This window comes from Nitrosomonas oligotropha, assembly GCF_900106555.1.
GTDB classification, from domain to species: Bacteria; Pseudomonadota; Gammaproteobacteria; order Burkholderiales; family Nitrosomonadaceae; genus Nitrosomonas; species Nitrosomonas oligotropha_A.
Map to the genome: position 1 here is coordinate 31,317 of NZ_FNOE01000024.1, position 11,338 is coordinate 42,654.

Sequence of the window (11,338 nt, forward strand, 5' to 3'; positions counted from 1 at the left end):
GGATTGAAGACATGACCATCGAACTCAAAACACAGGGCGCAGCAGAATCAGAAATCAATCGCCCCGAAATCAATCATATTGTTTCCCAATTACGCGCATTACGTGTGGCTTCCCTGGAGCACCGGCAGCGGCTTAATAAGCCACCCAAATTGCCTTCACGGAAAGTCCTGGCATCCATCATTGAACGATTGAGCACGGCGTTGTTTCCGAATCGTTTGGGCACACCCAGCATTTCCGATGAAGGGATTGATTACTACGTAGGACATACCCTGGATGTTGCATTACGCGACCTGATCGATCAGATTCACCACGAATTGTTTTTTGTCTCTGGGCAGGAAATTGCCGGTGCGTCGATTCGTGAACATGCTGCGAGTATTGCCAGTACGTTTGCCCAGCAATTACCCAAAATCCGCAGCTTACTGGAAAACGACATTCGTGCAGCCTATGAAGGCGATCCGGCAGCACGCAGCATTGACGATGTATTGGTATGCTACCCCGGAATTACAGCGATTATTCACCACCGCATCGCGCATGAATTGAACCTGTTGGGCGTACCGCTGATCGCCCGCATGATGTCGGAAATCGCTCATTCGCTGACCGGCATAGAAATCCATCCGGGTGCGCAGATTGGCGATCGTTTCTTTATTGATCATGGAACCGGCGTTGTGATCGGCGAGACTACTATCATTGGCAGCAATGTGCGGCTGTATCAGGCTGTCACCCTCGGTGCCAAGCGCTTTCCTGTCGACGAACAGGGCATTCTGGTGAAAGGTAATTTGCGCCACCCCATCGTCGAAGATGATGTGGTGATCTATGCCAGCGCTACGATTCTCGGGCGTATCACCATCGGCCATGGATCAACGGTCGGAGGCAATGTCTGGCTGACACACAGCATCCCGCCCGGAAGTCACGTCACGCAAGCGCAAATTCGCACGGATGTAATCGCTGCGGGTACTGGAACTTAGTATTTTTGCCCGACACAAACAAAGCGCATGTTTCCTCAATGCACTCAATGGGATGTAAACATTAATTGATCTGAGAATTCACCTGCGGCTATTTTTTCCAGCAATTTCTTCGCTTTCTCACCGACCCCTGCCCCATGTCGCAGATAAGATTGCGCAGCCAGCGCGGGCGAATAATCACTGACTGTATATCCCTGCGCGTTGATTTCTTGCTGCGATATCGTTGTCACTGTCAATTTTCCTTTTCCCAGCTTGATCACAAGCAGCTTCTTTCCACTCGCTCCCACAATGATTGCAGTATTTCGATGTTGATTGATAATCACAGTTGGTTGCATTTTTATCGGTCTCAAACGGTCAATAGCGTATTACGCATACGATACCACTGTTCATCCCCCGGAATCTTCATTCACGATCAAGTAAAAATGTTTATTCATTCTCGGCCTGCATTTTCTTGACCAAAACGTACAGCATCTCTATAATCCACCCTTCGTTTCTGAAGTGACTCCAGTCACACAGCAACTTCTTATTGCGGGAATAGCTCAGTGGTAGAGCACAACCTTGCCAAGGTTGGGGTCGCGAGTTCGAGCCTCGTTTCCCGCTCCATTCTTTCTGTGGAATGGCTCTTTGAAATTTTACTTGCTGGGAATCGGATAACTACTCTTACCGGCTTTCTCCGTAAGATTAGCAAGACATTTAGAAGTTATGCAATAATGGCGGGGTGGCAGAGTGGTCATGCAGCGGCCTGCAAAGCCGTCTACGCCGGTTCGATTCCGACCCCCGCCTCCACCGATCTGATATTTCCATCGCCCGGGTGGTGAAATTGGTAGACACAAGGGACTTAAAATCCCTCGGGCCTAAAACGCCCGTGCCGGTTCGATTCCGGCTCCGGGCACCAATAATCAATAAGTTAGGCTTATTTTACCTATCAGATAATCTGCCTTTCTATTCCGTAATTCTGGGTTTGTTCCGCAATTCTGAAAATCCCCCAACCAATATTTGTGCCTTGTTTATTTGTTAGGGACTACCTTTGCCACCGACCTGAGCTTATTTGCACAAGCATTGTATTTAATCACTGTTTCTCCGGCGAGCTCTCCGATTTCTTGAAGGCGTCGCTCAACATCTCCGGGAAGTCGTATTTGATCGGCTCCACCAGACTCTCTGGAATCGTCGTTTCTTCCGGACAAAGATGAGTGTCCGCTATCATCGCATGCTTTGGCACTGATCCACATCCCACGAGTATTAGTGCGCATAGTACGCATATCATTCTTAAGTTTCGCAAGTGCTTTGTCTCGTTCATCGACCACCTCCATTGTTTTGGTTATGTTTCTTTCATTCTGTTTGGCAACGCGATCCATTGCCTCACCAAGTGCCTTTGCCTGTTCCTCTATGCGATCTTTATCTTTTTCTAGCCATTCCGCTCGTTCAGCCGCACGGCCGTCGTTAAAAATGTTGTCGTGGATGGTTGATGCCATGTGCCAGACAAACCAGGTACAAGCGATAATTAATGCAGCCCATAAGGCGTAACGGGCAAGTGTTGCGTATCCAGCCATAATTTTCAGACTCCTATAAAACAAAGAAACCGCCGAAGCGGTTTCTTTCAATGAGATTACTTATCCGTACCTGTACAGCAAGGAAGCAGCTGGCAATTGCAATGCTGATCCATTGGGAGGGTAATCGTGAACCCTTAAACGCCGCACCGATCCTTTGCCCGGCCCGTGATTTCCGTAAATCAGAAAAGGGAATATCCTTCCCCACGGCAACCCAAACTCCCCTAATGTTCTGCCTACGTGATAGCACACGATGGTATCGTCTATAGAAACTAGGCAGATCCCATTTTTTGCATCGCGGTGTATGTAAATTTCAAATTTATGCCACGCATCAAGCGTAATCGGGAAAGATTTGAAAGTTTCGCGCCAGTAAGAAAATGTGCCGTCGTAAACCCAAGGCAATATTCCATCCGGAGACGTGGCTATTACGCTTCCATTTGCATTCCGGTCACCGTCTGTACGAGTGTACAGATTCCCGTCAGCCCCTTTTATTAATCCTACAGTTATCCTGTTATCGCCGTTATACAGATTAGTGTAGCCACCCGACTTAATGTCAAAAATGGTGGTATACCCTCCGACAGCAAGATCGGTAGCGATAGATGCCGGGAACTTAAAGTAATGGCTAACATATAAATCATTAAAATCGGGAGGAAGCGGCGACATGCCATCTTGAATGCGGGAAAATTCTAGGTCTAATTGCGCTCCGAATGGTTGGTTTGTATGATCAACTCGATCTATAGCGCCGGAATCAAGAAGTTCCAGAAACAGCTCCTTTTCGCCGGGCGCTCCGACGGCATCCCTGATGGTCGCACGCCCGTAACTGCCAGCATTTGCCGCAGTAATGCCACCTGAAACATAATTATTAATTAACAAGCAATCGGAAAGGACAGATTTAAGCGCCTGATTACTGCCTCCGCCTGAAAATGGCCAAACATAACCAGTATCCGTATCAGTACCAGAGAATGAAGCTCTTCCTCCTGTTGCAAAAGCCGATATGCTAACTTTGAAATTAGACGCGAAGAGCTGGGTGGATGCCGGTATTGGAGGGTTAATAGTTTTAACTACGCTTATCGTTGCATTATCAATTGTCATATCACGCTCCTGGGCCGCAAGTAACTAATCTTGCAAAAACAAAATAAAGTCGCGCAGCATCAACCGTTGGCGCAGCTGAGAAGTGAAGGCCAAAATCAACATTCATATTGGCTCTATCCATATTTTCAAAATTACTTATTCCATATGCTGAGTGTGGATTATTCGTACTCGGGCCGCCCCAGTTATCGAAGGCATTCACTCTGATACCCAAATGCTGAATAGTAGTAGAATCGATCCTCCTGAACCGCAGCATCAATTCCGGAATGCCATCGTTAGCGGCGGCTGTTGTTGTGCTTGCGATAGGATCGTTATTCGCCATCGTGGCATTACTGCCAATATGCACATCCCGGTAAATGGTTTTAGTGTTATCACCAGCATCCGTTGATGTCCGCTCTATAACTGAGGTGAACTCCATCAAGTCGCCATCCTGCCACAGCGACCCCTCAATTGGAGAGTAAGGAAGAACAAACTTGGCCACCGATACCGGAGTGGCGCTGCGCGTTGGCGCAACGTTGTATTTGAGCAGCACGTTAATAGCGCCACCTACCGCCCGCCATCTGGTGCCGTCAGCAAATAACACATTGCCGCCAATACCTGCGTCGGTTGGTCTATAAATCAGGCCGGGGTGATCCTTGGCGGAAGGAATGTCGTAGAACGGGCCTGAAATAAACTTGCTGGCCAGCTTATTTCCATCCTTGTCTATTAAATAATCAGAAAAACCGCCTGTCATGTTCATTCGTGGGATACCCAGCGCTTTTGTTTCTTCATCAACATCTGACGGAACGCTTACTCCGAACATCATTACCTCCACACCTTATAGATATAGACCGTTCCTGTTGAGCCTGGATTGCCTACGATGGCGATTCTGTCGTTTTCGGCAACGTCATACAGCCATACGGTTTTTTTGGGGATTATGTCTTTGGCAGTCGTTGGCGTCAGGCTGCTGAGATCGCCTTGATCAATCTTGATGAAACACAGCTCGGTTGCATAAACTTTGTATGAACCGGCAGGCAGATGAGATGTTTGAGCAGCACTACCGGAAATGCTCAGCGGTACAATATCCGGTGTGCCTTTGATATAGAGTCCTTCCATATTCCCATCCTATAGATCGATAAAACCTTTCGATTTGAGCCACATCGCCAGTCCCACAGCGACAACGCCAATCAACCAAAGCGCTTTACTGACCACGCCCTTTCCAACCTCCCGGTATACCTGATCCGCCATTTTGTTTAGCGCCCTTTCAGCAGCTCTTTCGGCGATCTCCTCAACTTGCTCTTCTGTTAAATACGGGCATCCGCCGCCTGGGTCTTTGTCGCTCATCTAGCACCTCTGATTTGTTAATTAATAATCAGCCCGCAATACCAGGCTCAGATGTTGGCACCAACAATCAGGCCCAAGATAAAGCTGCCCAGCACCACAGCGCCGGTGATCAATGCCGTCCATCTGCTGCGCAGAATTTTTTCAATATGCGGATCGACAACTTCATCCGCCTGCGCATTAGCTATTTCCAGTTGTTGAAAACTTTTATCCGCATTTTTCTTGGCTTGCACGATCGCGTCCATAACACGCTCCTGCACTTCGTTCACGCTGCTGGTTTTTACAGCTTCGTGAATTTTGGCCAAGTCATTTTCAAGTTGCGTTCTGATTTCCTTCAGCATTTCCGTCTCCAAAAATAAAAAAGCCGCGTTTTATCGCGGCTTTGGTTGATAAATTCAGTTCAGTTCCTGGTCATTCTATTTTCAAAACTTTCAGTTCCTTTTTCTTGGCATTGCCACGGCCAATGGCGCTTTTGCCTTCGTTTCCGGCGTTGATGCGGAGCGTGGTGATCCATGCGCTACGGGTGAAATTCTGTTCAACCGATTCGATTAAGTAAGTTCCATCGGCTTCGTCCTTGATGCCGGTCAGTTCCAGCCACTTTTCCGCACCCACATCGGCGCGTCCTTTCATCAATTCGATACGGCCGCTCATCGTGGCACGGTTCAGCGCGGCCTTGCGGCTTTGGGCTGCGGCCTGAGCTTCCGCTGCTGTGGGGTGGATATGCCGGTCGGTGTGCTTAGGCGCATGCGCGGTGCCCGGCGCCGTTTCGTTCGTCAAGACGATGGTTTGCAGTTGCCCGGTTGCGCGATTCTGATAGCTCGCGCGCACTTCGCTGTATAGCGCCCGATCAGGAAACGACAGTGAATAGCTAGCGATATCGTCACGATGCAGCGCAATTGTCGGCAGTTCAATTCCGCTGCCGCTTTTGCCTTCCCCGCGCGTGATTACAATCAGCTTGCCGTCCTTTACGGTAGCCGTTGCACCGTACTGGCGTGCCATGCGGGTGATGAAATGCACGTCGGATTCATTAATCTGATCGGCGCGGGCAATGGCCGGATTCAACGGGCAGAACGGCTGCAACGCATTATCCCGGGCAATATCACCAACAATCGCATCCAGCGTGGTGTTTTCCCACGAGCGGCGCTTTTGCTCCTTGAGCGATGCAACCATATCCGCCGGTTTGGCGCGGATCATCATGCTCTGCGGCGGACCGTTGATTTCTATTTCATCGACCGTGTAGCGGCCTATGAACGACAGTTGCCCGTCGCCTTCGTAGCCCAGGCTAATTTCAAGCGTCGCGCCCTTTTTCGGGAAGGCGACAGCGCCGTCACGGTCATCGATCACGATTTCGCAATCATCCGATTCCAGCCCGGGCTTGTCGGTTGTGCGCAATGACAGCAACCGGTCACGCAACAGGTCGGTGATGTCCTGATTATCGGCGATGACCTTAAAATCCGGTTTCAATCGTCAGCTCCACAACTGAATTTGTTTTTTGGTTTGCGCCGGCAGATTCGGCAAACGGATAATCACGCCCGATGCAAACGGCTGAACCACTTTGGCCAAACCGGGATTCGCGTGGATAACCGCTTCCACGGTGCCGTTCAGGCTGCCGTAATGCCGGTAGCACAGCGTATCCAGCCGGTCGCCGTCAGATGTTCTGATAGTCTTCGCCATAACGCTGGAACTCTAATGTGAATTGTTGCTTGCGCGGCATACCGTCGGTAAACAAGTTGCTTTGTTCTTCCTCAATGCGGGTCAGGTACCATTGCCCGAGCGTTTCGCCGTAACCGGTGGTCAGATTAACCGGAGTCATTGCATAGCCTATGCTGCGCAATCGATCCAGTTGTCCGGCGCCAGATTTCTTGGTGAAAATGGCACCGCTGATCGACATGGTCTCCCCGCCCCTGGATACCGCTTGCAGCGCATCACTACGGGTAAGGCGGCTTTGCGCAGAAACGTTATAATTCGTTTGCCGCCGCAAGGTGTCATACCCAGCCGTGGATAGGTTAAAGTAATAACTTTCTCCACCTTGCGAGGTCAGCACCAGCAAGTGCGCGTGAGCCGCACCGGCATCCGGTAGCCCGCCGCGAAACCCGCTCATCAAATCACTTGGCGATAACGTGGTCAGTTCGATATTTTCCAATCCGGATGCACCCTGACCGAATGCCGCATTGAAAGATTTCTGCACGCCAGTGAATATTGCGTCAACTGCAGAAATAGAATCATTTATCCCGCCACCAACACCATTAATGATGCTCAGCGGATCGCCGCCGGAAATACCGGTCACGCCTTGCATAATGCGATTACCCAGCGTGCGTGCCAATGAAATGGAATTGCCGATGCTGCTTAAACTGCGCGCTGCTGTAGCTGCATCAACCCCCAAAACACCGCTAGCCAATATACTATTTGCCTGCGCGAGCGCCTGCCCTGCCGCCTGCATGTTGACAGTACCGGCGCTTTCAATCCGGCTTAATGAGTCAACAAGCAGGATAAGATTCTGAGCCGCCGTGCTGCCCGTAGTAGCGCTGCGCGTGACGATTCCCTGCATGCGCCTGGTTTGCTCGCAGGCAACGCTACAACGGGTTGCCGCCGTATCGATCAGATCATTGAACATGCAGGAATCCTAGCGATCTATTGCGCGTATGCAGCATCGAACATCGCACCGTTTGCGCTTCGCGCTTGCTTTTGTTCCAAATGCCGCATAATTTCGTTAACCAGATGATCCGGGTCTTTAACATCGCCTTGCACGGTCACCTGAATTGTCGGTGAAAAAGTATTATTCTGCGTCGCTGGCGCGGTCATCGCCTTAGCCGCAGCGGCTTGTTCCGGGTGCATCTTGTCGTACAGCCAGCCGCCCAGCGTGGTGTTTTCACCGGTCATTTTTGACAGACCCTTATCGATCAGCGGCGCAATAACTTCCCCGATCGAATAACCCGCTTGCAGAGCAGCGATACCCATACCAATTGACCCGCCAGAAAATTTACCGGCCACTGATCCAAGCATCGATCCGGCGGCTTTACCAAGCCCGCCGAAAATGGAAGTTTTACCGCTACCGGGAAGATTAAGCTTATCGCCGATACCGCCGGGAATTTTCCCGCCGCCCACCAGCGTCAGCAAACCTTGCAGAACCTTGAGACCACCCAATAATAACTTGACGACACCAACCACGGCGCCGATCGCCGCAAATGCCGCAGCCGCGAAGGTCAGGGCTTGCACGGCTTGTGGTGATTCCTTGGCGAGCTCTTCGATTGCGCCGCCGATGCGTATGATTTGATCGGCGAACCAATCGGTGACCGGCGATAGCGCATCACCCACGCGAATCATTACTCGGTTGAATGCATTGCCCGCTTCGCTCCATTTCCGCGCCGATGCCGCGCGGCGGTCGGCTAAATCCTTTTCGATCTTGGCTTCGCCGTCCGCTGCCTGAATCAGGCTCAAATTGCTTTCATGCAGTTTCTGGTTTTGCAGCACGGCCAGAGCGGCTTGCTTTGCCTGCCGGTCGGAGATGAATTCCGACAAACCGGCCATTTCAAGATAGCCATCAAGCATTTTTTGCGCCGCTGCCGGGTCCTGCGCATCGGCTATTTGTTTTTGCAGATCGGCCATTTGCGCCGCTTTTGCCGGATCTGACTGGCTCGACATTTTTTGAACCAGTTTCAAAAACGCAGTGACCGGGTCGAGTCCCTGAGAGATCGCCAGTTCCATCGAGTTTTGCAGGCTGAAGCCTTTCTTCTCGAACTTGGATCTAGTGTCCTCGGACGTGATTTTGCTGAACAAATTGGCCAGGTTATTCGCCGCTTCATCGGTACTGCCGGCCGCTTTCATTTGCGTTTGCAGCATATTGGCCAACTCAGCCGTGCCGCGTTCGCCCAAGAAACCGAACATCGTCATTTGCGGCATCAGGCTGGCAAAATGCTTGGCCATGTCTTTCGATTCGAAGCTGCCCAGATCACCGGCAACCGCTACTTTACCGAGCGATTTTTCCATCAAAGCGGGATCTGAAATGCCCGCTTGCCGCAATGCCAGAATCATCTTGGCAACGTCTTCGGATTGCGCGTTCTGGCTGATACTGAATCGCGCCATCGTTTTGGCCAGGCTGGCGGCTTCTTCCACTGCCATACCACCGGCAACGAGCGTATTGACCGCTTGCGCCAGTTCGCCGTGACTCATGCCGCTATCCTGTGCATCTTTCAGAATACCTTCGGATAACGCCTGTTCTTTCACCGTGCGGGCAATGCCGCCTTTGATGGCGATATCACGCACGATTGATTCAAAGCTCGCTGAAGCCAGTGCGGGAACCACGGTTGCCGCCACGACACCGGCAATGGCTTGGCCAGAGCGCTTGATATTCTGCATCGCGTCGCCGATTTTTGCATTCCCGGCATCCACCATCTCCAAGCCTTTTACCGTTTTCCCCAGCTGATCGTATTCGCGTTGCAGGTCTTTTACGTTGATTCCATGTTTCTTAAGGTTTTCAATGCTCTTGTCGTGCTTTTCCTTGATCTTGGCAAACGCATCGGTACCGGCAGCCTTGTTCAATTCCTCGCGCAGGCGAATCGTGTCGCCGATCATCGACTTGAAACCGCGCGCCGATTCGGCTTGTTTCTTGAAATAGCCGATCTTCGACGTGGCGGAACCGATCGCGCTGCTGAAACTTGCCGCAACGGCGCCGCCGATGATCATTCCTAAGCTGATATTGTTACCGAATGCCATGTTCAATCAATCCGCAAAATAGTTTCAACAGCGCTTCAACCACTCGATAAATTCGGGCAGTTCCAATTCATCTATTTCCGACGGCTGGAAATGGTATGTTCTGGCAACTCTTGCCATGCAGTCCCATAAATCCTTTTCATGCGGTATTCCGCCGATTCCTGTTTCAGCCTTTAACCATGTGCTGAAATGCGTTCTGGAGTTTGCCGTAATCGGCGTAATCCAGTTCCTCCAAATCAGATGGTGCGCAATCGGTCAGTATGCAAAACAGCCGGATTTCCTGTTCTTCCTGATCTTTTCCAGCCATTTTGCTGGCATTGCGAAAATCCTTCAGTTTAGGGCGACGCATCACCAGCCGGTCCGTGGTGACACCGTTAATCTGTATCGGAATACTCAATTTGACGGTTTCCGTCATTGTGATGACCGGTTTGTTTTCTTCAGCTTCGCTCATGTTTCCTCCACTTACATGCCAATTGCAGCGCGTTCTTCGGCGGCTTCATCCTTGCCGTTAATCACGCGAATGTTGTTCAAATAATCCAACTCATAAATCACCTGACCGCTGACCTCCAGCTTGTAATAGCTGGGCGCAATGCTGTACTTGGTTTCGGCTTTTTCGCCTGGTTTCCAATCGCCCATGTCGATTTCTTCCAGCATGCCGCGGAAGGTAGCGATAACCGGAACGATAGCGCCTTTCTGATCCTTGAAGGCGCCACGGAAATTACCGTTGAATGCGGTATCGTCGGCGATGCCGAAAAACGCCAACGCATCGGTCGACATGCCGCTCAATGAGAAGCTGGCCTCCATCGCTTCCATGCCCATGCCGATCTTGACCGGCCCGTCCATGCCGCCGGCGCGGTTCTCATCGGTTTTGCGTTTCAGTTTCGGCAGCGTGACCGAGGTAACCTGCCCTGCAAAACCTTTGCCGTCGACGAACAGGTTCATATTCACTAACGTTTGTGGGATCATTTCTCAGGCTCCGTTCTAGTTATTGATATCCAGCACTTCGGTGATCCATTGATTGGTCACTTCAACGCGGAATTGTGGATTTTCAGCCGGTGGAACATCAGTAAATCGAATATTCCAGTACACGCGGTCCTGTTCCAACTGGCTGACCGTATTCAGTTCCGGATCCGGGTACACCTCGAAATTGATGATCGCGCCCAGTGCTTTCAGGTCGCGCATGAAGGCTTGCAGCCCTTCGGTCACGTCTTTCACGTAGGTTTTGGTGATGGAGCGGTCCACCGCCCATTTGTGCCCGAAGAGAATCGCATCCATGACGATATCGAGTGTACGCACGCGCGTCACAAATCCCCATTTGGCATCGCTCGACAATGTGCGGTTACCCCACAAGCGGTAGCCGCCATCGCGGATGATGGTTGTGATGTGCGCGTTGTTCAATAGATTGGCGCGGCAGGTATCGTCGCCATCCAGGAATTCAACCGGGCGCGCGGTGCCGATCACGCTCAAGAACTCCTTGTTCGATGGCGACGCCCAGAAGCCATATTCCTTGTCGGTTCTGGCAAACAATCCGGCAACATAAGGCGATGCAGGCATGACGATTTCGGCGGATGTGGTTTCGTCCCAGACTTTCAATGCCGGATCGACCATGTAAACCTATAAATAGCGGTGTAAAAATGTACCACTGAGGCGCGCTAAATTTCGTCGCAATCGCGGAATAAAAGTGTACCAATCTTAAGCCTGTAAGCTGAT

Annotated in this window: 16 protein-coding genes and 3 tRNA genes; 4 read left to right on the forward strand and 15 right to left on the reverse strand. The window is 51.0% G+C overall.

What is annotated here, in order from left to right:
* Positions 1–11 precede the first annotated feature (11 nt).
* Positions 12–965 (forward strand): serine O-acetyltransferase EpsC, encoded by a 954-nt coding sequence (epsC, locus tag BLU57_RS11920; protein WP_090321136.1) that lies wholly within the window; start codon positions 12–14, stop codon positions 963–965.
* 44 nt (positions 966–1,009) lie between these two features.
* Here the strand turns inward: epsC and BLU57_RS11925 are convergent, their stop codons facing one another.
* Positions 1,010–1,297, reverse strand: a complete 288-nt coding sequence (locus tag BLU57_RS11925) for a hypothetical protein (RefSeq protein WP_090321139.1) — start codon at positions 1,295–1,297, stop codon at positions 1,010–1,012.
* Between the two features lie 193 nt (positions 1,298–1,490).
* Between BLU57_RS11925 and BLU57_RS11930 the strand changes: the two genes are divergently transcribed.
* The 3 genes from BLU57_RS11930 to BLU57_RS11940 all read left to right on the forward strand — a co-directional run bounded on the left by BLU57_RS11930 (position 1,491) and on the right by BLU57_RS11940 (position 1,857).
* Positions 1,491–1,565 (forward strand) — tRNA-Gly (locus BLU57_RS11930).
* A gap of 109 nt (positions 1,566–1,674) precedes the next feature.
* Positions 1,675–1,748: transfer RNA gene (locus BLU57_RS11935), tRNA-Cys, on the forward strand.
* Between the two features lie 19 nt (positions 1,749–1,767).
* A tRNA-Leu gene (locus BLU57_RS11940) sits at positions 1,768–1,857 on the forward strand.
* Between the two features lie 112 nt (positions 1,858–1,969).
* Here BLU57_RS11940 and BLU57_RS11945 read toward each other — a convergent pair.
* The 14 genes from BLU57_RS11945 to BLU57_RS12010 all read right to left on the reverse strand — a co-directional run bounded on the left by BLU57_RS11945 (position 1,970) and on the right by BLU57_RS12010 (position 11,236).
* Complete coding sequence (locus BLU57_RS11945; protein ID WP_143026974.1) at positions 1,970–2,563, reverse strand: hypothetical protein; 594 nt, start codon at positions 2,561–2,563, stop codon at positions 1,970–1,972.
* Positions 2,564–2,572: 9 nt separating this feature from the next.
* Positions 2,573–3,601 carry a hypothetical protein gene (locus BLU57_RS11950; RefSeq protein ID WP_090321145.1) on the reverse strand — a complete coding sequence of 343 codons (1,029 nt, stop codon included), beginning with the start codon at positions 3,599–3,601 and terminating at the stop codon, positions 2,573–2,575.
* A gap of 1 nt (position 3,602) precedes the next feature.
* Positions 3,603–4,403: a hypothetical protein gene (locus tag BLU57_RS11955; RefSeq protein WP_143026975.1), complete on the reverse strand. Its 801-nt coding sequence runs from the start codon at positions 4,401–4,403 to the stop codon at positions 3,603–3,605.
* Entirely contained in the window at positions 4,403–4,693 is a 291-nt protein-coding gene (locus BLU57_RS11960) for a hypothetical protein (RefSeq protein WP_090321150.1), read from the reverse strand. Before BLU57_RS11960 ends, BLU57_RS11955 begins: the two co-directional genes overlap by 1 nt.
* A 9-nt stretch (positions 4,694–4,702) precedes the next feature.
* A complete protein-coding gene (locus BLU57_RS11965; protein ID WP_090321152.1) occupies positions 4,703–4,921 on the reverse strand; it encodes a hypothetical protein in 219 nt (72 codons plus the stop codon).
* 47 nt (positions 4,922–4,968) lie between these two features.
* Positions 4,969–5,259, reverse strand: coding sequence for a hypothetical protein (locus tag BLU57_RS11970; protein ID WP_090321155.1), 291 nt, complete (start codon positions 5,257–5,259; stop codon positions 4,969–4,971).
* 70 nt (positions 5,260–5,329) lie between these two features.
* The gene (locus BLU57_RS11975) at positions 5,330–6,382 is read right to left on the reverse strand and encodes a phage late control D family protein (protein WP_090321158.1); all 1,053 of its coding nucleotides are present in this window, start codon (positions 6,380–6,382) and stop codon (positions 5,330–5,332) included.
* A gap of 3 nt (positions 6,383–6,385) precedes the next feature.
* On the reverse strand, positions 6,386–6,592 hold the full coding sequence (locus BLU57_RS11980; protein WP_090321161.1) for a tail protein X: 207 nt from the start codon (positions 6,590–6,592) through the stop codon (positions 6,386–6,388).
* A complete protein-coding gene (locus tag BLU57_RS11985; RefSeq protein ID WP_218131664.1) occupies positions 6,567–7,532 on the reverse strand; it encodes a phage tail protein in 966 nt (321 codons plus the stop codon). The genes BLU57_RS11980 and BLU57_RS11985 overlap by 26 nt, the downstream gene beginning before the upstream one ends.
* 17 nt (positions 7,533–7,549) lie before the next feature.
* Entirely contained in the window at positions 7,550–9,631 is a 2,082-nt protein-coding gene (locus BLU57_RS11990; protein ID WP_090321164.1) for a phage tail tape measure protein, read from the reverse strand.
* A gap of 24 nt (positions 9,632–9,655) precedes the next feature.
* On the reverse strand, positions 9,656–9,748 hold the full coding sequence (locus tag BLU57_RS16895) for a GpE family phage tail protein (protein ID WP_090321166.1): 93 nt from the start codon (positions 9,746–9,748) through the stop codon (positions 9,656–9,658).
* A 46-nt stretch (positions 9,749–9,794) separates the two neighbouring features.
* Entirely contained in the window at positions 9,795–10,079 is a 285-nt protein-coding gene (locus BLU57_RS12000) for a phage tail assembly protein (protein WP_090321169.1), read from the reverse strand.
* An 11-nt stretch (positions 10,080–10,090) separates the two neighbouring features.
* Positions 10,091–10,594 (reverse strand): phage major tail tube protein, encoded by a 504-nt coding sequence (locus BLU57_RS12005; protein WP_090321172.1) that lies wholly within the window; start codon positions 10,592–10,594, stop codon positions 10,091–10,093.
* Positions 10,595–10,609: 15 nt separating this feature from the next.
* Positions 10,610–11,236, reverse strand: a complete 627-nt coding sequence (locus BLU57_RS12010) for a phage tail sheath family protein (protein WP_218131665.1) — start codon at positions 11,234–11,236, stop codon at positions 10,610–10,612.
* Positions 11,237–11,338: the final 102 nt, after the last annotated feature.

Excerpts from the sequence above, each read along its gene's own strand:
- BLU57_RS12005 (WP_090321172.1), bottom strand. The coding sequence starts at position 10,594 with ATGATCCCACAAACGTTAGTGAATATGAACCTGTTCGTCGACGGCAAA.
- BLU57_RS12010 (WP_218131665.1), bottom strand. The coding sequence starts at position 11,236 with ATGGTCGATCCGGCATTGAAAGTCTGGGACGAAACCACATCCGCCGAA.
- epsC (WP_090321136.1), top strand. The coding sequence starts at position 12 with ATGACCATCGAACTCAAAACACAGGGCGCAGCAGAATCAGAAATCAAT.
- BLU57_RS11990 (WP_090321164.1), bottom strand. The coding sequence starts at position 9,631 with ATGGCATTCGGTAACAATATCAGCTTAGGAATGATCATCGGCGGCGCC.
- BLU57_RS11960 (WP_090321150.1), bottom strand. The coding sequence starts at position 4,693 with ATGGAAGGACTCTATATCAAAGGCACACCGGATATTGTACCGCTGAGC.
- BLU57_RS11980 (WP_090321161.1), bottom strand. The coding sequence starts at position 6,592 with ATGGCGAAGACTATCAGAACATCTGACGGCGACCGGCTGGATACGCTG.
- BLU57_RS16895 (WP_090321166.1), bottom strand. The coding sequence starts at position 9,748 with ATGGCAAGAGTTGCCAGAACATACCATTTCCAGCCGTCGGAAATAGAT.
- BLU57_RS11965 (WP_090321152.1), bottom strand. The coding sequence starts at position 4,921 with ATGAGCGACAAAGACCCAGGCGGCGGATGCCCGTATTTAACAGAAGAG.
- BLU57_RS11925 (WP_090321139.1), bottom strand. The coding sequence starts at position 1,297 with ATGCAACCAACTGTGATTATCAATCAACATCGAAATACTGCAATCATT.
- BLU57_RS11985 (WP_218131664.1), bottom strand. The coding sequence starts at position 7,532 with ATGTTCAATGATCTGATCGATACGGCGGCAACCCGTTGTAGCGTTGCC.
- BLU57_RS11955 (WP_143026975.1), bottom strand. The coding sequence starts at position 4,403 with ATGATGTTCGGAGTAAGCGTTCCGTCAGATGTTGATGAAGAAACAAAA.
- BLU57_RS11970 (WP_090321155.1), bottom strand. The coding sequence starts at position 5,259 with ATGCTGAAGGAAATCAGAACGCAACTTGAAAATGACTTGGCCAAAATT.
- BLU57_RS11950 (WP_090321145.1), bottom strand. The coding sequence starts at position 3,601 with ATGACAATTGATAATGCAACGATAAGCGTAGTTAAAACTATTAACCCT.
- BLU57_RS12000 (WP_090321169.1), bottom strand. The coding sequence starts at position 10,079 with ATGAGCGAAGCTGAAGAAAACAAACCGGTCATCACAATGACGGAAACC.